The following is a 24,221-nucleotide window of genomic DNA, read 5'->3' as shown; positions in this document are numbered from 1 at the left end:
GGTCGCCAGGGTCGGTTGGGAGGGTTTTCGGGCTATCCTGCCGAATCGCCCCGTGTCGGCGGCTTTATTTTGCGAGTTCTGCAGTGATCGCAATGGTTCAGCGGGCCGTATTGGGTCTCTTGGTCGTGTTCGGATGCGCGTTGTCGCCGGCAATGGCGGACGACGGTGTGCTGGTGTTGGGTCGGATCAGCGACGATCCAGCGACCCACTATGAGCAACTCAAGCCGTTGCTGGACTATGTGGTGCCCCGGATGGCCGACGTGGGGATCCGTGAGGGCAGCGTGCTGATGGCGCGTGATGCCCAGCAGATGGCCAGCTACATGCGCCGTGGCCGGGTCGATTGGGTCACCGAGACCGCCGGGTCCGGCATGTTGCTGCGCGAGCGTGCCGGCGCCGAGCCCTTGGTCTTGACCGAGCGTGGCGGCCACAGCCAATACCACAGCGTGTTCTTCGTCCGGCGTGACAGCGGCATCACCGGGTTGGACGGCTTGCGCGGGCATTGCATCGCCTTCCAGCGGCCGTCCTCCACCAGTGCCTACTTTGTCCCGGCAGGCGAATTGCTGGAACGGGGAATCACGTTGGAGATCCTGCTTTCCCCGACGGATTCGATCGATTCCGACGCGCTGGGCTACCTGTTCGCACGCTCGGAGCGAAACATTGCGACCTGGGTGCATAAGCGGGTGGTCGATGCGGGGGTGATGAGCAACCTGGATTGGGACAACCCGGAGCGGATGCCGAAGGCCTTCCAACGCGACCTGTTGGTGATTGGCCGCACACCGGAGTACCCGCGTGCGGTCGAGATGCTGCGCCGGGACATGGACCCGGCGGTGCGCGAACGGCTCAAGGAAGTGCTGCTGGGCGCGGCCAGCGATCCGTCTGCCAGCGCCGCGCTACGGCAATTTTTCGGGACCACCGGGTTCTTGCCGATCGACGCCACGTCCCGCCATGCGCTGGATCACATCCAGTCCGGCGTCCGCCACGTACGGGCCAAGGTCGAATGAAGCCATTGCGTTTCAAGCCGGCTTACGGACTGCAGGCGAGGGTCGCATCGCTGATGCTGGTCGCGATGGTGGTCCTGGTGGCGCTGATCGCGTTGCTGTTGCACCGCCAGAACCGTACCCAGTACGAGGTCGAGGCCGCCAGCCGGGCGGCCATGCATTCCATGACCATCGAGACGCTGCGTCGACGGGCGGAAGGGATGGTTGGGCCATTGGCGGAGTCGCTGGCGAACCCGCTTTATTACCACGACCTGGACCAGATCGGAGCGCTCGTCCGCGACGCGTTGCGCCAGCCCGGCATTGCCTACGTCACCGTCTTCGATGAAAACGGCGACATCCTGCATGACGGCAGTGACGAGATTCCCGGTTACGGCCGGCACATGAGCGATCCATTGGCGGCACAGGGCATTGCAACGACGGCGCTGCATACACAGTTCAGCGACACAATCATGGACGTGTCGGCGCCGATCCTGGTCGGCCGCAATCGGCTGGGCGGCGTCCGCATCGGCTACGACCTCGACGTCGTGCGCGGGTACCAGGAACGTGGGGCAGCCAGTCTGCGCCAAAGCCTGTCGGAACTGGGTCGGCGGCAGCTGTTCTGGATTGGCCTGCTGGGTGTCGCGGTGCTGGCCCTGGGCGGTGTCACGTTGTGGTCGATCCATCGCTGGCTGGTACGTCCGATCCGCCAGCTGGCCGATTCGGCACGTGCGATCGAGGGCGGGGCATTCGGAACACAGGTGCCGGCCAGTGATCGCAACGACGAGCTTGGCGACTTGATGCGCGCGTTCTCGCGGATGAGCGAGAGTATCGCCTGCCATGACCGCGACATCCGCAAGATGGCCTATACCGACGCGCTGACCGGCCAGGCCAACCGCCTCGCTTTCCGGGAGGCGCTGGACCAGCGCCTGGTGCAGTTGCGTGGCTCGGGCCGACAGCTGGCGCTGTTGTTCGCCGATATTGACGACTTCAAGCGGATTAACGACACCTTGGGCCATGACGTCGGGGACGAGGTCTTGCTGGAGGTCTCCAATCGCATCCGCGAGGTGGTCGCGCGGGTGGCCGGCGAGCAGGCCCTGGTGGCACGCTTTGGTGGTGATGAGTTCCTGGTGCTGCTTGAGGCGGCTGATGGGGACGAGTTGCGCGCTGTCGCCAGTACGTTGGCGGAAATGCTGGTGGAACAAGTCGCGATACCACTGCCACTGCGGGCCAGCGATGTCTTCCTAGGGATTTCCATCGGTATCGGCCTGTTCCCTCAGGATGCGGCCGGCGCCGCGACCTTGATGAAAATCGGCGATATCGCGATGTACCAAGCCAAGGCCGCGGGCAAGAACTGCATCCGCTACTACAGCCGGACGATGAACCAGGCGGTAGAGCGGCGGCTGCATCTGGAAGCGGAGTTGCGTGATGCCTGGGACCGCGGGGAGCTCAGTCTGGTGTACCAGCCGATCTTCCAGCTCGCCGATGGCATCCTGGTCGGGGCGGAAGCATTGCTGCGCTGGAACCATCCGGAGCTGGGATCCATTGCCCCGTCGGTGTTCATCGAAGTCGCCGAACAGAGCGGGCTGATAGAAACCATCGGGCCGCTGGTCATGGAGGCTGCCTGTCGGGACGCCGTTCAATGGCAACCGATGTCTGCCAATGGGGAACCGCTGTTCGTGTCGGTCAACGTCTCGCCACGGCAGCTTCGTCGTGGCGACTTGCCGCGCGTGGTCGCCGCGGCGCTGGGAGATAGCGGGTTGCCGCCGCAACAGCTGCATATCGAATTGACCGAAACCGCGATGATCGGTGACGCGGCGCACGCGAGCGAGATGTTGCATCAGCTGCGTGCACGCGGGGTGCGGGTATGGCTGGATGATTTTGGCACCGGGTTCTCCGGGCTTAGCCATCTGCGACGGGTGCCGATCGATGGCGTCAAAATCGATCGCAGCTTCGTGGCTGACATCCTGCATGATCCCGATGACCTTGCCTTGACCACCGCGATCATCGCGATGGCGCATTCGTTGGGGATTCCCGTGGTCGCCGAAGGCGTGGAGACGGAAAGCCAGTACGCGCTGTTGCGTGAGCGTGGCTGCAACTTGGCTCAGGGTTTCTGGCTGGGGCGCCCGATGGCCCTGGAAGCATTCCATGAGGTAGTGCGGGCAAAGACGCCGCTGATGGTGTCGGGTCTGGGCTAGAACAGCAGGTCGACCCACGGGGTGATGAGCGTGGCGATCTGGCCCGACAGCAGTCCGAACACTGTAACGGCCACCGCTCCGGCCAACCACGCCACCGCCATGAGGCGCCCATCGCGTTCCAGCAATGCCAGCGCGAACAACAGCAGCAAGACGCCAAACAGATAGTTTGTCAGCGGTATCGGCAACGCCAGCAGCAGTCCCAGCGCGACCAGCAGCAAGCCGGTGAACGCGTTGGCCAGGCGATGATCGAGCAAGGCAGGTGAGCGCGGCCGTACCACGCGTTCCAACCGGGCCAGCCAGGGTGACAACCGGTCGCGAAAACGCGCCAGGGTGTGTCGGCGCGGGCCGCGGCAGGCGACGAACCCGGGTAGCCACGGGGTTCGCAAGCCGAGCAACAACTGCGCCCCGACCAGGATTACCAGTGGTCCGCTGACCGCGCCTGCCACGCCGGGAATGGGGATGAATGCTGGCAGGATGGCAACGAACAGCAGCATGCCGAAGGAACGCTTGCCAAGGCCGGCGAACACCTCCCCCAGCTTGACCACCTGTTCCTGGTCGCCGTCGGCAAAGGCGTCCAGCAGGGCACGCGTTCCTGCTTCGCGGATGGCCTGTTGCCTATCCACCGGTCTCATCGTTGTCCGGATCCTGCTCGGGTTCGCGGAACAGCAGGAGCTTGTCGATACGCGGGCCATCCAGGTCGACCACCTCGATCCGCCAGCCGGGCCAGGCGAACTGCTCGCCTACGTTGGGAATGCGGCCGAAGTGGGTGATCACCATGCCCGCGGCGGTATGGAAGTCGTGCTCCTCGTCGCCGGGCACGGAACCGGAGACCAGTTCGTGCAGGTCCTCGACGTGGAGGCTGCCATCGATCAGGTACGAGCCGTCGGCGCGCTCCACCACCGGGCTGGCCTGGTCGTCCTGGTGTTCGGTCGTCGTCCCCATGCCCGCCTGGACGCGGCCAATGACCGCTCCCATCACGTCGTTGACCGTCACCAGGCCGGTTACGTCGCCGTACTCATCCACCACCAGCGCCAGTGATTGCTGCTCCTCGCGGAAGATCTCCAGCAGCTTCATCGCGTGGGTCGATTCGGATACGAACAATGCCTCGCGCATGTTGCCAAACAGGTCGATCGCCACCCCGGGCGCCAGTGCGCGCAACAGCGACTTGGCTTCGACCACGCCGATCACGTCCTGATCGGTACCGCGCAACACCGGGAAGCGCGAGACGGGCGCATTGCGCATCGTCTCCAGGTTGACCTCCAGCGGGGCGCCGGCATCCAGCCAGGTAATGCGCGTGCGGGGAGTCATCAGGCTGTCGGCGGTGCGATCGCCCAGGCCGAGCACGCGGTGCATCATCTTGCGCTCGTCGGCATCGATCACGCCTTGTTCGTGGCTCTCGCTGACCAGCAGGCGGATCTCCTCCTCGCTGATGTTCGTGGCCTGGCTACGGTCCAGCCGCAGCAGCCTGAGCAGACCGCGGGTGCTGACCATCAGCAGCCAAACCGCCGGGGTTGCGATCCGTGAAACCCAGTGCATCGGCAATGCAATGAAACTGGCCAGCTTCTCGGGCGCCAACAGTGCCAGACGCTTGGGCAGCAATTCGCCCAACACGATGCTCAGGTAGGTGATCAGGCCGACTGCAAGTACCACGCCGACCGGTTGGGCGTAACTGCCAAGGGCCGGGATCTTCTCGCCCAGCCAGCTGCCGATCGCGCTGCCGATGGCGTCGCCACCGAACATGCCGGTCAGGATGGCGATCAGGGTAATACCCACCTGCACGGTGGAAAGGAAGCGGTCGGGGTGCTCGGCCAGGTCAAGTGCCTTGCGCGCGTTGGGACTGGAGCGGCTCATCTGGCGGAGCTTGGGCCGGCGTGAGGTGACCACCGACATTTCCGACAGGGCAAAGAAGGCGTTGAACGCGATCAGCACCAGGACAATCAGGAACTCCAGCATTGCGCCCTCTCCGGGTTGGCGGTGAAGGGGGCGCGCACGTGTCGCCGCAATGGCGGCGTAGTGACTGTTGGCGGAGGTTTGGAGTCGTCGTCCATGGAGAAATGATGTCGGATAAGCGCGCCGATGCGGCGCTCGCGGATTTTAGCAGGTGGTGCCCGTGGGCCCGTTGAGAGTCCCTGACTGGGCGTGAAGGTCACGAAACCGTCATAATTCCGCCGTCGCCTCCACCGCTATCCGGTTGCGGCACTCCTGCCCGCACATTCCGGCGACCCATTGCCGCCAGCACGACGAGGTCCCTCCCTGATGTTCTCCCTGCAAACCATGTTCGGCCAAGGCAATCAGTTCTATACGCTGCTGGAGGCCTCTGCGGTTGCCGCACACGACAGTACCAAGGCGTTGCACGAGATGCTCAGGAGCGCAGACGCCGAGCCGGCGCTGGATGCGTTCAAGCTCGCCCGCCAGCGCGAGCGCGATGCCTCGGCGCAGATCAGCCAGGAGCTGGTCGACAGCTTCATCATCCCTATCGAGCGCGAAGATATCGAAGCGTTGAGCTCTGCACTGCACAAGATCAACAAGCAGGCCGAGAAGTTCGCCGACCGTTACTCACTGGCGGTGCAGCACCTGGCGCACATCGACTTCGCGCCGCGCGCGGCGATGCTGGAGCAGGCGGCCGAAGTGGTGGTCAAGATGGTCAAACAGCTGCGCAAAATCAAGCTGGCGCCGATGAAACAACTCAACGACGAGCTGCGCTCGATCGAGAACGAGGCGGACCGGTTGATGCTTGAGCTGTACCGGGATATCTACTCGGGCGACCTGGAGCCATTGCAGATGTTCCTGCTCAAGGAGTTCTTCGAGATCCTCGAAAAGGCCATCGACCGTTGCCGCGAGGCCGGGGTGGCGGCGTACGACATCGTGCTGAAGAACTCCTGAGGCCTTTGGGATGCTGACCCTGGTCCTGATAGTCGTATTCGTGGCGTTGGTCTTCGAATACATCAACGGCTTCCACGACACCGCCAACTCGATTGCCACGGTAGTGGCCACCAAAGTGCTGTCGCCGATGCAGGCGGTTGCGATGGCGGCCAGTACCAACCTGTTGGGCGCGTTGCTGGGTACCGCGGTTGCCAAGACGATTGCTTCGGGGCTGATCGATGCCTCCGTGGTCGATATCAGTTCCCAGCTGATCCTGTGCGCGTTGCTGGGCGGCATCGTGTGGAACCTGATCACCTGGTGGCTCGGCCTGCCGTCCTCCTCGTCGCACGCACTGATCGGCGGGCTGATCGGTGCCGCACTGGCGGCAGCAGCAAACAATTTCGACGCGATCATCTTTTCGGTCCCGGTTGAACCGTGGTACCGCAGCGCCGGCGTGATGTGGAAGGTGATCGTGCCGATGGTGACCTCGCCGGTGGCGGGATTCGTCGGCGGGTTCCTGCTGATGGGGGTGTTGTTCGCGACCATCTCGGCCATGGCGCGGGCCGGTGGGCTGGTGGCGCGACTGGCGCGGACACGTTGGGTCAACGCGTTCTTCGGCAAGGCACAGATCGGCAGTGCGGCCTACATGGGGTTCGCGCACGGCATGAACGACGCCCAGAAGACCATGGGCATCATCGCCCTTGCCTTGGTCGCCGCGCAGGCCGATGGGACGCTGGACGACCTGCCGGGCTTCCTGGCGTTCCTGCACCCTTCGGAGGCTGCGTTGGTCGATGGTGACATCGACCTGTGGATCAAGTTCACCTGCGCCGCAGTGATGGCGGCCGGTACCGCTGCCGGTGGCTGGCGCATCATCAAGACCCTGGGCCACAAGCTGGTGAAGTTGCATCCGATCCATGGCTTCGCCGCCGAGGCCAGTGCGGCGACCGTCATCACCATTGCGTCTTCGCTGGGGATCCCGGTCTCCACCACCCACAACATCTCTGCGTCGATCATGGGCGTGGGTACCGCCAAACGCCTGAATGCCATCAAATGGACGATGGTGGAGCGGATGATCTGGGCGTGGATCCTGACCATCCCCGCGGCCGGCGGTATCGCGTACCTGTCGTTCCGGGTGTTGGCCGCCGCCGGCTGGGCCTAGAGCAGGTCGCGCTCACCGGACAGGGAGCGTTCCATGCGGTCGCCGAGTCCGCCGATCTCCAGTACCAGTCGGTGGACTTCGGCGCCATCGAGTCCGTCGAAGGGGCGGTTTTCGCACAGTTGCAGGTAGCGTTCTCCGCCCATGTCGCCGATGGCCAGGTAGCCGACCCGGCTTTGCCAGTTGAATACTAGGGCGCGGTGGGCATCCAGGCCCGCAATCGGCGCCACCGAGCTGCTTACGCGCAGGTAGGGACGCCCATCGTCGTCGTCCAGTTCCGACAGGAAGATCGATTGGTGGCGGCTGCCGCTGTCCAGTGACAGTTCGATGCAGACCACGCCTTCGTGCGGCAAGCTGATCTGGAAGCCGGCGGCAACCAGGTGCTGCTGGATCGCTTGGAGGTTGTGCATGGGCGACTCCGGGTCGGGACCACTATGCTACCGCGATGCAAGATGATGCTCCCACTCGAATCCTGGCCGTCATCCGGGCAATACCGCGCGGTTCGGTGGCCGGCTATGGCGAGGTGGCGCGTCACGCCGGGCTCCCCGGGCGTGCGCGCATGGTGGCCCGCCTGTTGAGCCACAACGACGACCCCGACCTGCCCTGGCACCGGGTCCTGCGCTCGGATGGGCGCATTGCTTTTCCTGCCGATTCGCCGCAGCTCGCCGAGCAGATCCAGCGCCTGCGGGCCGAAGGCGTGGTGGTGGAGGGCGGGCGGGTACGCGGCCGGCGTGCCGCTGCGACGCTGGATGAGCAGATCTGGGGCGGGCAGGGAGGCTGAGGGATAGGCCAGCGGGGGTTGCCAACTGACCAGGTGAACACCATGTCCTCGACGGGCTTCCCAACCGGAAACCGCACCCAGCCGCTACCATTGAACGACCCTTGAGGAGATGCGATGTTTTCCAACCTGCCGCCCGTCACCAAGGCGCTGTTGATTGCCAACGGACTGGTTTTCGTCCTGCAGATGGTGCTGGGTGACGCTGCACTGGCGTCGTTCATGCTCTGGCCGATCAGCAGCGGTGACAGTGCCTACGTGGTCAACGAGTTCCTGCCATGGCAGTTGCTCACCTACGGCTTCATGCATGGCAGCTTCACCCACCTGCTGTTCAACATGATCGCGTTGCTGATGTTTGGTGCGCCGCTGGAACACACTTGGGGCGAGCGTCGGTTCCTGACCTACTTCCTGGGCTGCGTGGCGGGCGCGGCGGTATGCCAGCTGATCGTCGGCGCCTGGACGATGTCACACGGTGGCGCCGCCTATCCGACCATCGGTGCCTCGGGCGGCGTGTTTGGCCTGCTGCTGGCCTACGGAATGCTGTTTCCGCACCAGCGGGTGATGTTGCTGATTCCGCCGATCCCGATGAAGGCGCGCACGCTGGTGATCGTCTACGGCGCCATCGAGCTGATGCTGGGCTTCAGCGGTTACCAGCCTGGCGTTGCCCATTTTGCCCATCTGGGCGGGATGCTGTTTGGCTGGTTGCTGATCCGCTATTGGCGGGGCCAGCCGCCATTTGGCCGTCGTGGGCCACCGCGGCCCCGCGTCGTACGCTGACGGACGCGGATGGTTGAAGTAAAACGGCGCGGTTTCATCCGCGCCGTTTTACCGGATCAGCTCAGTCGCTTTGCGGCCAGAGCACGACCCGGTCATCGGCCGGGCGTTGCATCGGCGTCTTGGCCTTGCAGCCGTAGACCTCGCCGAAATCGCCCAGGTTCATCAGCGGGCCATTGGTCCGCCACACGCCGGGGGCGTGCACGTCGCTGACGGCGCTGCGGGCGGCCATCTCAGGAGTCATATGCTTGGGCCACAGGGCCGCCCAACCTTCGAAGAAGGCTTCCCTGGACGCCTTGTCGGCGTCGGGCGTCGCGGCGGTATAGGCGGCCCACGCCAATTCGACTCCGGCCTGGTCGGCAACGCTCTCGTCGCGGACCGCTTCCGGGTTGACCTTGGTCGCTTCCAGTACCGGATAGTCGAAGGCTCCGTACTGCGCGGCCAACTGGTTTGCCGTGGCATCCCACGCCGCAAGTTCCTGCGGGCCCCACCAATTGCGCAGCTCCCCGGCGGCGTCCACGAAGCGACCGCGCGAATCGAAGCCATGGCTGAGCTCGTGACCGACCAGTGCGCCAAAGCTGCCGTACTGGGCGGAGGTCTGTGCGATCGGGTTCATTATCGGGGATTGCAGCACCGCCGCGGTGATTATCAAGCGGTTGTGGGCCAGGTCGTAGGCCAGTGCAGGTTGCTGTGGCAGCACGTTCCAGCGGCGGCCGGCATTGTCCTCGCCGATCCTTCGCATTTCCTCGCGGTGACGCCAAGTGGAGGCGATCAGCATGTTGCCGCCGAAGCTGCCACGGCCCATCGGCTGCACGGTGTAGTCAAGATCCCGCGCCGGGGTGCCAATCTCGATCTTCAGCGCGGCCAGCTTGGCTGCCGCTTCTGCCCGGGCTTCCGGTCCCAGGCGTGAGTCGCCCTGCAGGGCGACGCCGAGTGCGTCGCGGACGTGCCCGGCAATTTCGAGTGCCCGCGCCTTGACCTCCGGGGTCAGGTACCTTTCGGCGTACTCGTGCCCCAGCATTGGGCCGGCGGCGAGGTTGATGGCATCCAGTACCTGTTGCTGGCGTGGCGGCGGTGCCTTGGTGCCGGCCAACAGGCGACCGTGAAAATCAAAGTGCGCGTCACGCCATACTTTGGACAGGTACGGTGCCATGGCATCGCCCACTTGCCAGCGCAGATAGGCACGCCATTGTTCGGGCTTGAGCTCATCGACCAATGTGTCGATACCGGCCAGCAGCTCCGGGTTGGCAACCGATACCGTGGGCGAGGTGACGCCCTGGACTTCGAGAAACTGATCCAGGTGCAGATTCGGGTACTGCGCAGCGAGTCCCTCGGTGGCAACCGGCGCGTAGTTGGTGCGTGGATCATTCAGCTTGGGCAAGGGCAGCGAGAGCCGGGCAATGCGGGTCTCCAGGTCAATCACCAGTTGCGCCTGATCGGCCAGGTCCTTCTCCTTCACCCCGGTCAGGGCGAGGATTTTCTGCACGTAGGTGTCGTACTGGGCCAGCAACGCCTGGGTCGCGGCATCGGTGCGGGTGTAATAGGCCGGATCGGGGAGGCCGAGTCCGCCTTGGCTGAAGTAGCCGATATGGCTTTGCAGGTTGCGCAGGTCGATGTCGGCGCCGAAGTTGAATGCTATCGGGATGCCCACCTGATGCAGGGCCGCGATGGTCGGGGCGACGTGCTGGGAGCGCTTTACCGCGATGATCTTGTCCAGCAGGGGCGCCAATGGCTGGGCGCCGTCGCGCTCGACCTGGGCTTCACTGATGCCGCTGGCCCAGAAATCACCCAGCAGCTTTTGCACGTCGCCTTCGGGTGACTGCATGGCGGCGTTGAGCAAACTGATCTGTTGCTGGTGCGCGCGCTCGCCCAGTTGCCCCAGCGCAGAGATGGAATCCGAACCGGCGGGCAGGGGGTTGGCGGTGAGCCAGCCGCTGTTGGAGAAAGCGTGGAAATCGCTGCACGCGGTGGCAGTATCCTGCGCGGCGGCACTCGGCGAAGCGAAGCCGGCGGTCAGGGCCAGGGCGAGGGCACAACAGAGCGGTCGAAGGGTCATTGCAGATTCCGTCCAGATGATCGCGCCAGTCTAACAACGGATGCGCCTTGGCCACTGAATGCGGGTGGCAGAAAAGCAGAAGCCCGGAACGAATCCGGGCTTCTGCATCGATCGCTGGTCATTGCGTTGTCAGGACTGACCAGGGCCGGGCACGATTACCAGATGACGACCTTTTTGTCGTCGCTTCGAACCATCGGCTGGCCGGGCTTGCACTCAAACGCCGCGGCGAATTGCGGCATGTTGGACGGCGCACCAATGGCGCGGAAGTTCGCCGGTGCGTGCGGGTCGGTGGTCAGGCGTACCTTGAGCTCGTCGTCGGTGAAGTTGCGACGCCACACGGTGGCCCAGTTGGCGAAGAACCGCTGGTCGCGGGTCATGCCATCGGTCATCGGGTCCGGGGTGCCTTCGGTCGCCTGCTTCATCGCGTCGTAGGCCACCGCCAGCCCGCCCAGGTCGGCGATGTTCTCGCCCAGGGTGAGCTTGCCGTTGACGTGCTTGCCCGGCATGGCTTCATAGGCGTCGAACTGCGCGATCAGCTTGTCGGTACGGCTGCTGAAGCCCTTGGAGTCCGCTTCTGTCCACCAGTTCTCGAAGTTGCCGGTCGGGCCGAAGCGGCTGCCCTGGTCGTCGTAGCCGTGGATCATCTCGTGGCCGATCACCGCGCCGATGCCGCCGTAGTTGACCGCGTCGCCGGCTTCGGGATCGAAGAACGGTGGCTGCAGGATCGCCGCCGGGAACACGATCTCGTTGGCCAGCGGGTTGTAATAGGCGTTGACGGTCTGCGGGCTCATGCCCCATTCGGTCTTGTCGACTGGCTGGCCGATCTTGGACAGGTTCCACTGGTAGTTGAACTGGTTGGCCGCCATCACGTTGCCGATGTAGCTGTCGCGGTCGGTCTCCAGTCCGGTCCAGTCGCGCCACTTGTCCGGGTAGCCGATCTTCGGGGTGAAACTGCCCCATTTCTCCATGGCCTTGGCCTTGGTTTCATCGCTCATCCAGTCCAGGCCTTCCAGGTGAACCTTCAGCGCGTCGCTCAGGTTCTTGACCAGGGTTTCCATGCGCGCCTTGGACTCGGGGGAGAAGGCGACCTTGACGTACATCTGGCCCAGGGCTTCGCCCACCTCGCCCTCGATCGTGTTCAGCACCCGCTTGCTGCGGTCCTTGATCTCTTTCTGGCCGCGCATTGCCTTGTTGTAGAAGTTGAAGTTCTCCTGCACGAACGCGTCGCTCAGGAACGGCGAGGCACCGTCGACGGTGTGGAAGCGCAGGTAGGACTGCCACTGCTCGACCGGTACGTCGACCAGCATCTGGCTGACTTGCTCGTGGAAGGCCGGGATGGCCAGCGAGAACATTTCCGGGGCGGCGACACCCTGGGACTCGAAGAATTTCGTCCACGGGAAGTTCGGGGTCAGCTTGTCCGCTTCCGCCAGGCTGACCGGGTTGTAGAACAACGAGACATCACGCGACATCTCTTCGCTGGACTTGGAAGCCTTGGCCAGCCGGGTCTCGAAGGCGATCACGTCGCTTGCCTGTTCCGCCGCTTGCGCCACTTCCACGCCTGACAGCTCCAGTACCTTGGCGATGTGCTCCTGGTAGGCAGCCAGCTTGTCGGCCTTGTCGGGGTCCAGGTAGTACGACTTGTCCGGCAGGCCGAGTCCGCCCTGCGCGGCGTAGGCGATATTCATGTCGGAGTTCTTGAAGTCGGCCTCGGCACCAAACGAGAACAGGAAATTCTCACCTTCCGCTGCGCTGCTGCGCAGGTAATCGGTGACCGCCTGCTGGCTGTCGAGTGCGGCGATTGCGTCGATCCTGTCCTGGATCGGGGCAATACCCTGGGCGTTGATTTTCTCGGCGTCCATGCCGGTCGCCCAGAAGTCGCCGACGATGTTCTGCACGCCGGTGGCATCGTCATTGGCAGCGGCCTGTTTGGCCAGCTGGTGCTGGACTGCGGTGGAGCGCTCGTCGAGCATCTCGAACGCGCCCCAACTGGTGCGGTCGCCCGGAATAGCGTTGGCCGCCAACCAGGTGCCGTTGATGTAGCCACCAAAGTCGGTGCAGGCGTCCTTGGACGTGTCCAGGTCGGAGATCTGGAACCGGTTGACCGGCGGCAGCGCGCTCTCGTCGATGGTCAGTGAGTTGGCGTCAGCGGCAGCGACAGGCTTGGCGCTGGCGTCGTCAGCGGTGGCGGCGTCCTGGTTGGAACAAGCGGCCACGGCAGTGGCGATGGCGAGGGACAGCAACAGGATTTGTGGTTTGTTCAAGCTCACGTGTGACTCCGGCCGGTGGCATTGGGGAATGGCAGCCCCGAAGAGTACTGCTTTCAAGAACGGGACCGGTCGACATTAGACCTCCTGCAGGATCATTGGGGGTGTCGAAGGTCATTGCCGGAAAGTCATGGCAACCGGAGTTGGTATGGTGTTATGGTTTGCTACATCACCATATCAGGAAGCGTTCATGCTCAGCATCCGTGAGCTCAGCAAGACCTACGCCAACGGCGTGCGCGCACTCGATAACGTCAGTCTCGACATTCCGCGGGGGATGTTCGGGTTGCTGGGTCCCAACGGCGCGGGCAAGTCTTCGTTGATGCGAACCTTGGCGACCTTGCAGGAGGCCGACAGCGGCTCCGTCACGCTCGACGGTGCCGATGGCAAGCCGATCGACGTGCTGCGCGACAAGGACGTGGTACGCCGTCAACTCGGTTACCTGCCGCAGGACTTCGGTGTGTATCCGAAGGTCAGTGCGGAGGATCTGCTGGAGCACTTTGCGGTGCTCAAGGGCCTGACCGGGCGAAAACAGCGTCGCGAGGTCGTCGATGCGTTGTTGCAGCAGGTCAATTTGTGGGATGCGCGAAAGCGCAAGCTCGGCACGTTCTCCGGTGGCATGCGCCAACGCTTCGGCATCGCCCAGGCGTTGCTCGGCAGCCCGCGACTGGTGATCGTCGATGAGCCGACCGCAGGACTCGACCCGGAGGAGCGCAATCGCTTCCTCAACCTGCTGGCCGAGATCGGCGAAAACGTCGCGGTGATCCTGTCGACCCACATCGTCGAGGATGTCACCGATCTGTGTCCGTCCATGGCCATCATGAACAAGGGCCAGGTGCTGCTGACCGGCGAGCCGGGGGTCGCCATCGAGGCGTTGAGCAACCAGGTCTGGCGCAAGCAGGTGAGCAAAGCCGCGCTGGGTGATTACGAAATCCGGCACACGGTGCTGTCGACCCGGCTGGTTGCCGGCAACCCGGTGATCCACGTGTTCGCACCACAGCGACCCGATGACGGTTTCGAGCAAGTCGCGCCCGATCTCGAAGACGTCTACTTCCAGCGCCTGCGCCAGCATGCCGCACGAACCAAAGCGGCCTGAGGGCAGATCAGATGATGCTTGAATTCTTCCGCTTCGAGCTGAGGCAGCAGTTGCGTGCGCCGTTGCTCTGGTTGATGGCGCTGATGTTCGGCCTGCTCGCGTTTGGCGCCGCCAGCAGCGATGCGATCCAGATTGGCGGTTCGGTCGGCAATGTCGACCGCAATGCGCCAACAGTGATCATCAGCTTCCTCGGGATGTTCACCGTGCTCGGCTTGCTGGTGACGGTGGCCTTCATCAGCGGCGCCTTGCTGCGTGATTTCGAGCTTGGCACCGCCGACCTGTTTTTCTCCACGCCGATGCGCAAGCGCGACTTCCTGCTCGGCCGTTTCCTGGCCGCGGTGACCGCATGCCTGGTGATCTACCTGATGGTGGCGCTGGGGCTGATGATCGGGCCGCTGATGCCTTGGGTCGACCCGGAACGCGTCGGTACGTTTTCGCTGGCACCGTATTTGTGGGGTTTCGCCCTGCTGGTGTTGCCCAACCTGCTGTTCGTCAGCGCGCTGCTGGCCTTGCTGGCTGTGACCACGCGCAATGTGCTGGCGGTGTACCTGGGCGTGATTGGCTTCTTCGTGTTGAACGCGGTCTCCGGCAGCTTGACCGCCGACCTCGACAATATCTGGGTCGCCACCTTGGTCGACCCATTCGGCTTGACCGCGCTTGACCGGATGGTGCGTTACTGGTCGGCCGACCAGCGCAACAACCAGTTACCGGAGCTGGCCGGTTACCTGCTCGCCAATCGCGCGTTGTGGATGGCGGTGTCCATCGCATTGGTGACCGCGATGCTGGCCTTGTTCAAGCCACAGCGTGCCGGGACCGGGCGGGCCTGGTTCAAGCGCCGCAAGAAGGCGGCGGCAACCAGTGTCAGCGTGCGGCCGGTCTTGATGGTGCCACCGCGGATGATTCCGGCCAGTGGTGCCGCGTTGGCGTGGTCGCAATTGCTGCGGCAGCTGCGGTTCGACACCATCGGCGTGTTCAGGAGCGTGCCGTTCCTGGTGATGCTGTTGTTCGCGGTGGCCAACTTCCTGGCGATCGCAGGCATGGCGCAGAGCACGTATGGCACCTCGATCTACCCGGTCACCTCGCAGATGCTGGACACCTTGAAGGGTGGCTATGGCTTCATGCTGGTGTTCATCGTGATGTTCTACGCTGGTGAGTTGATGTGGAAGGAGCGCGGCGCCGGGTTGGGCGAAGTGACCGACGCATTGCCGGTGCCGAACTGGGTGCCGTTGGCGGCGAAGATGGCGAGCCTGGTAGCGGTGGTGCTGGCGTTCCAGGCCATCGGCGCATTGGCGTCGATCGGGTTCCAGCTGGCCAGCGGCTTCACCGCGATCGAGCCGGGATTGTATGTCCAGGCGTTGCTGCTGGACGCGATACCCTTCGTGTTGATGGCCGGGCTTGCGCTGGTGCTGCAGGTGCTGAGCAACAACAAGTTCATTGGCTACAGCCTGCTGATCGCCTGGCTGGTGCTGCAGGCCACGCTGGGCTTCCTGGATTTTGACCACAACCTCTACAGTTACGGCAGCGCCCCGGCCGCGCCGTATTCGGACATGAATGGTTACGGCCATTTCCTGGTCGCGCGCTTGTGGTTCCAATCGTACTGGGGTGTTTTCCTGCTGGCGCTGCTGTTGATCTCCGCGGCGTTCTGGGTACGCGGGGTTGCGCCGAGCCGACGGGATCGGTTCAAGCTGGCGCGACGGCGGCTTGCCGGACGCTCGGGCTGGGCACTGACGGCAAGCCTGGCCCTGTTCGCGTTGTTGGGTGGCTTCATCTTCTGGAATACCAACATCGTCAACGAGTACGTGCCCGGTGATGCCGTGTTCGATCGACAGCAACGTTATGAGGAGCAATACCGCAAGTACGTCGACCTGCCGCAGCCGCGCATCCTCGCCGTCCAGACCCACGTCGACCTGCGGCCGGAACAGCAGGGTATGCGTATCCATGGTCTCTACGTGATCGTCAACCAGCACGCCGTGCCGATCGGTGACATCCACATCCAGCTGCCGGCGGAAGTGGAACTCGGCGCGATCGAGATGGGCGGTGCCGAGATGACTCACCATGATGAGGTGCTCGGCTATCGGATCTATCGACTAGACGAGCCGATGCAGCCGGGCGAGCAACGCAGGCTGGGTTTCGATATCGCCTTTGACGAACACGGCTTCGGCAACTCCACGGCGCAGACCCAACTGGTCGAGAACGGCACGTTTTTCAATTCCATGATGTTGCCCGGCTTCGGTTACTCCGAGGCGGGGCAGATCAGCGACCGCAACGAGCGTCGCAAGCGTGACATGCCCGAACTGCCACGCATGGCCAAGCTGGAGGATCAGGTCGCGCGCGCCAACACCTACATCAGCGACGATGCCGACTGGATCGACTTCCAGACCACCGTGTGCACCGCACCCGACCAGATCGCGCTGGCGCCCGGGTTGTTGCAGAAGGAATACATGGACGATGGTCGACGCTGTTTCGACTATGCGATGCAGAGGCCGATGCTGGACTTCCATGCGACCTTGTCGGCGCGATGGGAGGTCAGGAAGGGCGCTTACAAGGCCGGTACCCCCGATGAGATCCCGATCGAGGTCTATTACGACCCCAAGCATCCGTACAACGTCGAGCGCATGGTCGAGTCGGTACAGAAGTCGCTCGCTTACTTCGAGGCGAATTTCAGTCCGTACCAGCATGAGCAGGTACGGATCATCGAATTCCCTGGCTACAACAGCTTCGCCCAGAGTTTCGCCGGGACGATCCCGTACTCCGAGTCGATCGGCTTCATCGCCGACCTGCGCGACGAGGACGCGATCGACTACGTGTTCTACGTCACCGCCCACGAGATCGCGCACCAGTGGTGGGCGCACCAGGTGATCGGCGCGGACGTCCAGGGCTCGACCATGCTCAGCGAATCGCTGGCGCAGTACTCGGCGCTGATGGTGATGGAGAAGGAGTACGGACGCGACAGGATGCGTCGCTTCCTCAAGTACGAGCTGGATCGTTACCTCTCCGGCCGTGCTGGCGAGAACATCGAGGAGCTGCCGCTGTACCGCGTCGAGAACCAGCCGTACATCCATTACCGCAAGGGCTCGCTGGTGTTCTACCGGTTGCGCGACGAGATCGGCGAGGACGCGCTCAACCGCGCGCTGTCGCGCTTCATCGCCGACAAGGCCTACCAGCACGCACCGTTCACCACCTCGGCCGAGTTGCTGAGCTACATCCGCGCCGAGGCCGCGCCGGAGCACCAGCAGTTGATCACCGACCTGTTCGAGAAGATCAGCTTCTATGACAACCGGGTAGAGGCTGCAACCGCGGTCAAGCGCGACGACGGCAAGTACGAGGTCACCCTGAATTTGCATGCGGCCAAGCTGTACGCCGATGGCGAGGGCAGGGAGACCGCGGCGAAGCTCGACGACTGGATCGAGGTCGGGGTATTCGCTCGCGGGCCCTCGAGCGAGGAGGCCGATGAGCAGGTGTTGTACCTCGAACGGCAGCACATCGTCGATGGATCGCCGGCGCTGACCGTGGTGGTCGACCAGTTGCCGTACGAGGCCGGTTTCGACCCCTACAACAAGCTGATCGACCGGGTGTCGTCGGACAACCGCAAGCGGGTGTCGGTGAAGTAATCCGGCGCAAAAATGAACGGGCAGTTACGAGTGCTGGCGCAGGCGAAGGTTTTCACGTAGGATTCGCCTGTTCAGCGCACGGCTGCCTTACGTTTCCCAGGTTGCCTGTCGTATCTGGTCCGAGTTCCCCGCATTCCGGGACCGCCCAATACGACGTTATCCCGCACGTCTTTCGTCGCGCCGACACGGTCCGGAGCATCCGGCACCGTCACATTGAATACTCGCAGCGCGGTTTCAGGGAACGCTCCGGGTCTTGCCGCATTCCATGCGGTTTTTTATCTACTCGGAGTTACAACATGTCTTTTGAATCCCTCGGCCTTGCGCCTGCTTTGCTGCGCGCGCTTGCCGAACAGGGCTATACCAGCCCGACCCCGATCCAGGTCCAGGCCATCCCGCTGATCATGGATGGCCACGACCTGCTGGGTGGCGCCCAGACCGGCACCGGCAAGACCGCCGCGTTTGGTTTGCCGCTGCTCAACCGGCTGGCCAAGCAGACCGCGCCGAACGGTTCGCGCAAGCCGCGCGCGCTGATCCTGGTGCCGACCCGTGAGCTGGCGGTGCAGGTCAACGACAGCCTGCGCAGCTATGCCAAGCACCTGCGCCTGAACTTCTGCACGATCTTCGGCGGCGCCGGCATGGGTCCGCAGGTCGAGAACCTGCGTCGTGGCATCGACGTGGTGGTGGCCACGCCGGGCCGGCTGATCGACCACATCGAGCGCGGCACCATCAAGCTCGACGAGATCGAAGTGCTGGTGCTCGACGAGGCCGACCGCATGCTCGACATGGGCTTCCTGCCCGCGATCAAGCGCATCCTCGGCCGCGTGCCGGCGCAGCGGCAGACGCTGCTGTTCTCGGCCACGTTCGAGAGTCAGCTCAAGCAGCTTGCGTTGCAATTCATGCGCGATCCGAAGCAGGTGCAGGTCGCCACCAGCAACGCGATTGCCAACACCATCAGCCATCGTGCGCACCCGGTCGACAGTGGCCGCAAGCGTGACCTGCTGATCGAGATCATCGCCAAGCGTCCGGGCGACCAGGTGCTGGTGTTCGGCCGTACCAAGCACGGTTGCAACCGGCTTGCCGAACAGCTGGACGCTGCCGGCTTGAAGTCGGTCGCCATCCACGGCAACAAGAGCCAGTCACAGCGCCAGAAGGCGTTGCGCGACTTCAAGTCGAACCGTGCGCGGGTAATGGTTGCCACCGATGTCGCCGCACGTGGCCTGGACATTCCTGACTTGCCGCTGGTGATCAACTTCGACCTGCCGATGGTGGCCGAGGATTACGTGCATCGGATCGGTCGTACCGGTCGCAATGGTTCCACCGGTGAGGCGCTGTCGCTGGTCTCGCATGACGAAGGTGGCCTGCTTCGCCAGATCCAGCATGTGCTGAAGAAGGATGTCGAGATGGTGGTGGTGCCGGGCTACGAGCCCAGCCGCCCGATCCGTCTGGACGTGGCGATCCCGAACCCGCGCAACAATGCCGGTGCGGGCCGTCCGCCGCGCAACAACGCTCCACGCAACAACGCCCCGCGTGGCGGTGCTCGTTCGCATGGACAGCCGGCTCCGCGTCATGCCCATGCCGGCGGCCCGCGACAGCGCACGGCACCGGCCGGTCGTGGCGGACGCGGTTCGTTCCGGGACGGCTCCAGCGCCTGACCCAAAGCGTAGTCGAACTTGGCTGCCAGCGACGGGAGCCATTCCCGTCGCTGGTTTGCGTCAGTGCAATCGAACGACCCGGATAAGCTCCGGGTCGTTTGCGTATGGGAGCCCCGGATCCGGGCTGGCTTGTTACTTGCTGGCGATCCAGCGGTTGATCTTGGCTTCCAGCACGTCCAGCGGCACCGAGCCGTCCTTCAGCACTTCCGCGTGGAATTCGCGCACATCGAACTTCTCGCCCAGCGCCGCTTCCGCCTTGTCGCGCAGCTCCTGGATCTTCAGGGCGCCGATCTTGTAGGCGAGCGCCTGGCCCGGGATCGCCATGTAACGCTCGGCTTCCGCCGTGGCCTGGGTCTCGCTTTCCGCCGAGTTCTCCAGCATATAGTCGATCACCTGCTGGCGGGTCCAGCCCTTGCTGTGCAGGCCGGTATCGACGACCAACCGGATCGCGCGCCACAGTTCATTTTGCAGATAGCCGAAGTAGCTGTACGGATCCTCGTAGACGCCCAGGTCCTTGCCCAGCGACTCGGCATACAGGCCCCAGCCCTCGATGAACGCGGTCTGGCCACCGAAGCGGCGGAAATCGGGCAGGCCGGTCAGCTCCTGCTGCAACGCGAGCTGGAAGTGGTGGCCGGGGATCGCCTCATGCAGGTAGAGATCTTCTGCATCCCAGGTCTTGCGGGTGGGCAGGTCATAGGTGTTGACGTAGAAGATGCCGGGACGACTGCCGTCCTCGCTTGGGGTCATGTACGAGCCGCCGGCCGCGGACTTGGCCCGGAACGCCTCGACCGGTCGGATCTCGAAACCGGCCTTGGGAATCAGCGAGAACTGCTCGGGGATCTTCTGGTTGATCTTGTCTTCGAGGCCACGGTAGTAGGTGAGCAGTGCTTCCTCGGTATCGAAGCTGAACTGCGGATCGGTCTTCATGAACTCGAAGAACTCCTGCAGCGTGCCCTTGAAGCCGGCTTCCTCCATCACCTTGTGGATCTCGCCGTGGATGCGGGCCACTTCGTCCAGGCCAATCTGGTGGATCTGGCTCGGACTCAGGTCGGTGGTGGTGGACTTGTGGGCGTTGAACGCATACCACGCCTCGCCATTGGGCAACGTGGCCATGCCGACGGTATCGCGGGCGTGCGACATGTAGTCGTTGGCGATGTACTCGCGCAGCTCGCGATACGCCGGCATCAGCTCGGTGTCGATCATCTTGCGGTACTCCGCCGCGATGCGCTCCTTGTCGGCCTCCGGGAATGATTCGGGCATCGATTCGATCGGCTTCCAGAACAGGGTTTCTTCGGGCTTGTCCTTGATCAGCGCGTCGAGCTGGTCGACCACGTTGTCCATCAGCACCTTGGGCTGCACCACGCCGGCCTCGACACCGAGCTTCATGTTGGCGATGGCCTGGTCGAACAGCACCGGGGTCTGCGATGCACGTTTGCGCCACGCCGCGTAGTCCTCAACGGTCTTGAATGGCTGCGCGCTGGTGCCCGAGCCGAGCTGCACCGCCATGCTGGCAAGGTTGTAGAACTGGTTGATCGGTTGCATCCAACCGGGGAATTGTTCGCTGGCCAGCTCGTCCTCGGCATCCTCGACGAAGATCTCATAGCTGAGCAGCGCCTGGCCTTCCAGTCCGTCCGAACCGATCGCCTCGACCTTGTCCAGCCAGCGCTGGGTGAAGTCGTGCGACTTCTGCCGGTACTGCTCGGACAGGTAGTTCGGCATCTGGTCGTTGTAGCGCGGGTCGCCCTGGAACGTCGCCGCCAATGGATTGAGCTTGAGGTACTCCTCCCAGTACTGGGCGTACATCTCCTTGAGTTCAGCGGCCTTGTCGGTTGCCGCCTGTTCGGTGGCGGGCTTGGCCTGGGCCGCATCGTTGGCGGGGGTGGGGCTGCAACCGGCCATTGCGGCGACCAGGGCAACGGCGAGCAGGGAGCGGGTGACGTTGGACTTCATCGCATTCTCCGATTGGATGGGCCGGCAAGCACAATCGTCGAGCCTCATCGCTCACGGCGCGCATGGCATGGCCCAAAAGTCACCCGCGATCGCTACGTGGCCTTCCCGCCATCAGTCCGCGCAGGTGGCGAGAACGGGATCGAGTCAGGCGACACCGCGCCGCCGGAGATGATGAAGCTCATCGCCTGGTCGACGGTCCAGTCGGTCGGGGTGATCTTCTCGACCGGGACGATCTCCAGGTAGCCCGAGGTCGGGTTCGGCGTGGTTGGCACGTACACGGCGGCCAGTTCGCGCCCGGTGCCCTGTTCCTTGAGCACCCGGGTGACGAAGCCGATCGACTTCATCTGGTCGTGCGGGAAGTCGATCAGCACCACCCTTTGGGTGCCGTCGGGCTTGGTCTGCAGGATATCCAGCAGCTGCCGCGCGCTGCCATAGATGGTGCTGGCGAACGGGATGCGCCCGATCACGGCTTCGAACCAGCGCAGCAACCGCTGGCCAACTACCCGATGGGCCATTACCCCCGACGCCAGGATTACCAGCAAGGTTGCGACCAGCGCGATCACCGTCTGCACCCAGGGTTGCGCCAGCCAACCGGCGAAGTGCGGGAAGTCGCTGGCAAGCCGGGTCAGCATCGGCCCGGTGATCGGCCGGCTGGTGTCCGATAGCAATACGAACACGAACTTGCCCACGACCCAGGTCAGCCATAGCGGCAACAAGGTCAGCAGTCCGGTGAGGAACAGTCGTTTCAGGGTAGGGGGAGTTCGCATGGCGCGATTGTAAATGGGCGGCGTGGCATCGGTGGACGGATGCTACAGCTCCCTTACCAGCCGGAACCCGACATCGTCATAGCCACGGCCGCTATCCAGCGCCCGACTCGGAGTCTGGCTGCGCCATGACGTGCCGCCAACCTCGCGTTGTTTGCAACTGCTACCGCAGTCAAGCAGCCACAGCGACAAGGGTTTGCCGCTGATCTCCGGTGCCAGCTGATCGGCCTCGGCAGTCGATGGCAAGCGATAGGTATGCCCAGATTGGCGGCTGTACCACTCGGCGTAGGCCTGTGCATCGACGAACGATACGCAGGTAACCGGGTTTTCCTCGTCCTGATCGAACCCGGGATTGCGCCAGTCACGTGGTGCCAGGACGCGCAACAGCGATACGCGCTCGCGACAGCGGGCGGCCGGACGGTCGGTGAGCGTGGCGAACCGGGAGTAATCATCGACGCTGACCGGCTTGCGACTGACGGCTACGCCGGCCGTTGCCACCACCGCGCCCGAGGGGTCACCCGGCAATCGCTGCCCAGACCTGGGGATCGCCAAGGCCAAGCGTTGAAGTTTGGCCGCGGCGTCGTCCGACAATCCAAGCGGTCCTGACAGGGCGGCAGCAGCGACCGCCCGCGTACTGTCGAAATGGGTGGCGGCCTGCTCGACCCGGTGTTGCAGGACCTGCTGGATGTCCGATTGCAGTTGCGAGCGAGCGGGCGACACGCGGGTTCCGGTATCGTCGGCCAGTTGCTGCACACGGCCCGCGTATTCCTTCGCGCGGGTGTCCTTGCCGCTACGCAGGTTCAATAACAATTCGGCCCCCAACGCGGTGGTGAGCTCGTCAGCTACGGCCTGCACTTGCGGGTTGTCGGGCTCGGCCTGCCACGCCGTCACCACGCTGGCATAGGCGTTGTCGCCCTCCGGTGCAGTGAGGTTACGTTGTGCGATCTGCCTGCGCGCGTTGTCCAGTGCGGCTTGCAAGGGGGCTTCGGGCAGGGGGCGCAACATCGACGCGATCGGGTCGGTTTGGACGGTGTTTTCGATCATCGGCGCGCCAGCGCGGAAGAACCCATCGATGCCATTATCGCGGGTCAACACGGCGCTGCCGATAATGGCGACGAATACCAAGGCGGTGGCAGCCAACACCCACCGTGGCACGTCAGCCAGCTGACCGGTGATGCGCTCCCAGAACACGGCGAGTCGTGGCCAACCCTGGCGCCGCTCCACCCGGGTCAGCATGTCCGACATTTGGCTGACATCTTCGAATCGCTCGCCGGGTTGCTTGGCCAGCGCACGGTTCATGAAACCCTGCCAATGACGCAGGTGCGCCGGCAGTTTCGGGATCGGGTCCTGCGCATGCATGACTGCCATCGACAAGGCGTCAGCGGCTTCGAACGGCAAGTGGCCGGTAAGCATTTCCCAAGCCAGCACACCCATGCTGTAAAGATCGGCGCGACCGTCGACTTCCTCGCCGCGTGCCTGTTCGGGTGCCATGTAGGCCGTGCTGCCAACCGCCAGGCCGATGGCAGTCACCCGCGGGCCGAAGCCGCGTCGCAACGCAATCCCGAAATCGGCCAGCAACGGTTGCTCGCCCTCGTCGAACAGCACGTTCTCGGCCTTGACATCACGGTGCACCACGCCGCGGCCATGCGCGTACGCCAAGGCAGACAGCACCGTGCGCAAGGTCGCGATTATGCGCGGTTCGTCGGGCTCGCCATTGTCGAGCAGGAAGCGGCGTTGGCCGAGGTGGCCACGCGACAGGTACGGCATCGTGTAATACGGCAGGCCATCCGCGGTGCGCCCCAACTCGTGGATGCGTACCACGTGGGGATGCTCCAGCCTGGCAACGGTACGTACCTCGTTCTCGAAGCGACGCCGACTGACTTCATCCGACAACGCCTGCGGCGCCATCACCTTGATCGCGACCTCGCGTGACGGGGCGATCTGCTCGGCCAGGTACACCGTGGACATACCACCATGGTTGATGACGCGCAGCAGCCGATAGCCACGAACTTCGGGCATTGGTTGCGTGCTCATGTCATTGTCTGGCGGATGTGGCATCGCGCGGCCCCCCTGTCTCGCGAGCGACGAGCAT

Annotated in this window: 17 protein-coding genes; 9 read left to right on the top strand and 8 right to left on the bottom strand. The window is 63.9% G+C overall.

Annotation, left to right across the window (positions count from 1 at the left end):
* Positions 1-92: 92 nt before the first annotated feature.
* Together ACW7G0_RS08080 and ACW7G0_RS08075 are read left to right on the top strand one after the other, a co-directional pair.
* Entirely contained in the window at positions 93-1,001 is a 909-nt protein-coding gene (locus tag ACW7G0_RS08080; RefSeq protein WP_456989484.1) for a phosphate/phosphite/phosphonate ABC transporter substrate-binding protein, read from the top strand.
* A complete protein-coding gene (locus ACW7G0_RS08075; protein ID WP_456988936.1) occupies positions 998-3,172 on the top strand; it encodes a putative bifunctional diguanylate cyclase/phosphodiesterase in 2,175 nt (724 codons plus the stop codon). Before ACW7G0_RS08080 ends, ACW7G0_RS08075 begins: the two co-directional genes overlap by 4 nt.
* On the opposite strand, the gene ACW7G0_RS08070 is transcribed toward ACW7G0_RS08075, so the two are convergent.
* On the bottom strand, positions 3,169-3,804 hold the full coding sequence (locus ACW7G0_RS08070; RefSeq protein ID WP_456961109.1) for an exopolysaccharide biosynthesis protein: 636 nt from the start codon (positions 3,802-3,804) through the stop codon (positions 3,169-3,171). The two genes, ACW7G0_RS08075 and ACW7G0_RS08070, sit on opposite strands and share 4 nt — an antisense overlap.
* Positions 3,788-5,125, bottom strand: coding sequence for a hemolysin family protein (locus ACW7G0_RS08065; protein ID WP_456988934.1), 1,338 nt, complete (start codon positions 5,123-5,125; stop codon positions 3,788-3,790). The genes ACW7G0_RS08070 and ACW7G0_RS08065 overlap by 17 nt, the downstream gene beginning before the upstream one ends.
* A 303-nt stretch (positions 5,126-5,428) precedes the next feature.
* Between ACW7G0_RS08065 and ACW7G0_RS08060 the strand changes: the two genes are divergently transcribed.
* Both ACW7G0_RS08060 and ACW7G0_RS08055 read left to right on the top strand, forming a co-directional pair.
* Entirely contained in the window at positions 5,429-6,055 is a 627-nt protein-coding gene (locus tag ACW7G0_RS08060; RefSeq protein ID WP_456988932.1) for a DUF47 domain-containing protein, read from the top strand.
* A 10-nt stretch (positions 6,056-6,065) separates the two neighbouring features.
* Positions 6,066-7,193 carry an anion permease gene (locus ACW7G0_RS08055; RefSeq protein WP_456988930.1) on the top strand — a complete coding sequence of 376 codons (1,128 nt, stop codon included), beginning with the start codon at positions 6,066-6,068 and terminating at the stop codon, positions 7,191-7,193.
* Here the strand turns inward: ACW7G0_RS08055 and ACW7G0_RS08050 are convergent.
* The gene (locus tag ACW7G0_RS08050; protein ID WP_456988928.1) at positions 7,190-7,600 is read right to left on the bottom strand and encodes a hypothetical protein; all 411 of its coding nucleotides are present in this window, start codon (positions 7,598-7,600) and stop codon (positions 7,190-7,192) included. The two genes, ACW7G0_RS08055 and ACW7G0_RS08050, sit on opposite strands and share 4 nt — an antisense overlap.
* 35 nt (positions 7,601-7,635) lie before the next feature.
* Here ACW7G0_RS08050 and ACW7G0_RS08045 point away from each other — a divergent pair, with 35 nt between their 5' ends.
* Both ACW7G0_RS08045 and ACW7G0_RS08040 read left to right on the top strand, forming a co-directional pair.
* Positions 7,636-7,971, top strand: coding sequence for an MGMT family protein (locus ACW7G0_RS08045; protein WP_456988926.1), 336 nt, complete (start codon positions 7,636-7,638; stop codon positions 7,969-7,971).
* A 114-nt stretch (positions 7,972-8,085) separates the two neighbouring features.
* Entirely contained in the window at positions 8,086-8,742 is a 657-nt protein-coding gene (locus ACW7G0_RS08040) for a rhomboid family intramembrane serine protease (RefSeq protein ID WP_456988924.1), read from the top strand.
* Between the two features lie 61 nt (positions 8,743-8,803).
* On the opposite strand, the gene ACW7G0_RS08035 is transcribed toward ACW7G0_RS08040, so the two are convergent.
* Positions 8,804-10,795: a M13-type metalloendopeptidase gene (locus tag ACW7G0_RS08035; RefSeq protein ID WP_456988923.1), complete on the bottom strand. Its 1,992-nt coding sequence runs from the start codon at positions 10,793-10,795 to the stop codon at positions 8,804-8,806.
* Between the two features lie 155 nt (positions 10,796-10,950).
* On the bottom strand, positions 10,951-13,062 hold the full coding sequence (locus ACW7G0_RS08030) for a M13 family metallopeptidase (RefSeq protein WP_456988921.1): 2,112 nt from the start codon (positions 13,060-13,062) through the stop codon (positions 10,951-10,953).
* 187 nt (positions 13,063-13,249) lie between these two features.
* Between ACW7G0_RS08030 and ACW7G0_RS08025 the strand changes: the two genes are divergently transcribed.
* The 3 genes from ACW7G0_RS08025 to ACW7G0_RS08015 all read left to right on the top strand — a co-directional run bounded on the left by ACW7G0_RS08025 (position 13,250) and on the right by ACW7G0_RS08015 (position 19,415).
* Complete coding sequence (locus ACW7G0_RS08025; RefSeq protein WP_456988919.1) at positions 13,250-14,152, top strand: ABC transporter ATP-binding protein; 903 nt, start codon at positions 13,250-13,252, stop codon at positions 14,150-14,152.
* 11 nt (positions 14,153-14,163) lie between these two features.
* Positions 14,164-17,763, top strand: coding sequence for an ABC transporter permease/M1 family aminopeptidase (locus tag ACW7G0_RS08020; protein WP_456988917.1), 3,600 nt, complete (start codon positions 14,164-14,166; stop codon positions 17,761-17,763).
* A 296-nt stretch (positions 17,764-18,059) separates the two neighbouring features.
* On the top strand, positions 18,060-19,415 hold the full coding sequence (locus tag ACW7G0_RS08015; protein ID WP_456988915.1) for a DEAD/DEAH box helicase: 1,356 nt from the start codon (positions 18,060-18,062) through the stop codon (positions 19,413-19,415).
* A gap of 132 nt (positions 19,416-19,547) precedes the next feature.
* On the opposite strand, the gene ACW7G0_RS08010 is transcribed toward ACW7G0_RS08015, so the two are convergent.
* The 3 genes from ACW7G0_RS08010 to ACW7G0_RS08000 form a co-directional block, all read right to left on the bottom strand.
* The gene (locus ACW7G0_RS08010) at positions 19,548-21,314 is read right to left on the bottom strand and encodes a DUF885 domain-containing protein (RefSeq protein ID WP_456989483.1); all 1,767 of its coding nucleotides are present in this window, start codon (positions 21,312-21,314) and stop codon (positions 19,548-19,550) included.
* Between the two features lie 143 nt (positions 21,315-21,457).
* Entirely contained in the window at positions 21,458-22,132 is a 675-nt protein-coding gene (locus ACW7G0_RS08005; protein ID WP_456961120.1) for a DUF502 domain-containing protein, read from the bottom strand.
* Positions 22,133-22,174: 42 nt separating this feature from the next.
* On the bottom strand, positions 22,175-24,163 hold the full coding sequence (locus ACW7G0_RS08000; protein WP_456988913.1) for a bifunctional serine/threonine-protein kinase/formylglycine-generating enzyme family protein: 1,989 nt from the start codon (positions 24,161-24,163) through the stop codon (positions 22,175-22,177).
* Between the last annotated feature and the right edge of the window lie 58 nt (positions 24,164-24,221).

Source organism: Lysobacter sp. A286 (assembly GCF_054052105.1).
Note: the sequence above shows the minus strand (reverse complement) of the source record. Positions and strands in the feature narration are given on the sequence as shown.

Excerpts from the sequence above, each read along its gene's own strand:
- ACW7G0_RS08005 (WP_456961120.1), bottom strand. The coding sequence starts at position 22,132 with ATGCGAACTCCCCCTACCCTGAAACGACTGTTCCTCACCGGACTGCTG.
- ACW7G0_RS08035 (WP_456988923.1), bottom strand. The coding sequence starts at position 10,795 with ATGACCCTTCGACCGCTCTGTTGTGCCCTCGCCCTGGCCCTGACCGCC.
- ACW7G0_RS08055 (WP_456988930.1), top strand. The coding sequence starts at position 6,066 with ATGCTGACCCTGGTCCTGATAGTCGTATTCGTGGCGTTGGTCTTCGAA.
- ACW7G0_RS08065 (WP_456988934.1), bottom strand. The coding sequence starts at position 5,125 with ATGCTGGAGTTCCTGATTGTCCTGGTGCTGATCGCGTTCAACGCCTTC.
- ACW7G0_RS08080 (WP_456989484.1), top strand. The coding sequence starts at position 93 with ATGGTTCAGCGGGCCGTATTGGGTCTCTTGGTCGTGTTCGGATGCGCG.
- ACW7G0_RS08015 (WP_456988915.1), top strand. The coding sequence starts at position 18,060 with ATGTCTTTTGAATCCCTCGGCCTTGCGCCTGCTTTGCTGCGCGCGCTT.
- ACW7G0_RS08040 (WP_456988924.1), top strand. The coding sequence starts at position 8,086 with ATGTTTTCCAACCTGCCGCCCGTCACCAAGGCGCTGTTGATTGCCAAC.
- ACW7G0_RS08060 (WP_456988932.1), top strand. The coding sequence starts at position 5,429 with ATGTTCTCCCTGCAAACCATGTTCGGCCAAGGCAATCAGTTCTATACG.
- ACW7G0_RS08070 (WP_456961109.1), bottom strand. The coding sequence starts at position 3,804 with ATGAGACCGGTGGATAGGCAACAGGCCATCCGCGAAGCAGGAACGCGT.
- ACW7G0_RS08050 (WP_456988928.1), bottom strand. The coding sequence starts at position 7,600 with ATGCACAACCTCCAAGCGATCCAGCAGCACCTGGTTGCCGCCGGCTTC.
- ACW7G0_RS08075 (WP_456988936.1), top strand. The coding sequence starts at position 998 with ATGAAGCCATTGCGTTTCAAGCCGGCTTACGGACTGCAGGCGAGGGTC.
- ACW7G0_RS08000 (WP_456988913.1), bottom strand. The coding sequence starts at position 24,163 with ATGAGCACGCAACCAATGCCCGAAGTTCGTGGCTATCGGCTGCTGCGC.
- ACW7G0_RS08020 (WP_456988917.1), top strand. The coding sequence starts at position 14,164 with ATGATGCTTGAATTCTTCCGCTTCGAGCTGAGGCAGCAGTTGCGTGCG.
- ACW7G0_RS08045 (WP_456988926.1), top strand. The coding sequence starts at position 7,636 with ATGCAAGATGATGCTCCCACTCGAATCCTGGCCGTCATCCGGGCAATA.
- ACW7G0_RS08010 (WP_456989483.1), bottom strand. The coding sequence starts at position 21,314 with ATGGCCGGTTGCAGCCCCACCCCCGCCAACGATGCGGCCCAGGCCAAG.
- ACW7G0_RS08025 (WP_456988919.1), top strand. The coding sequence starts at position 13,250 with ATGCTCAGCATCCGTGAGCTCAGCAAGACCTACGCCAACGGCGTGCGC.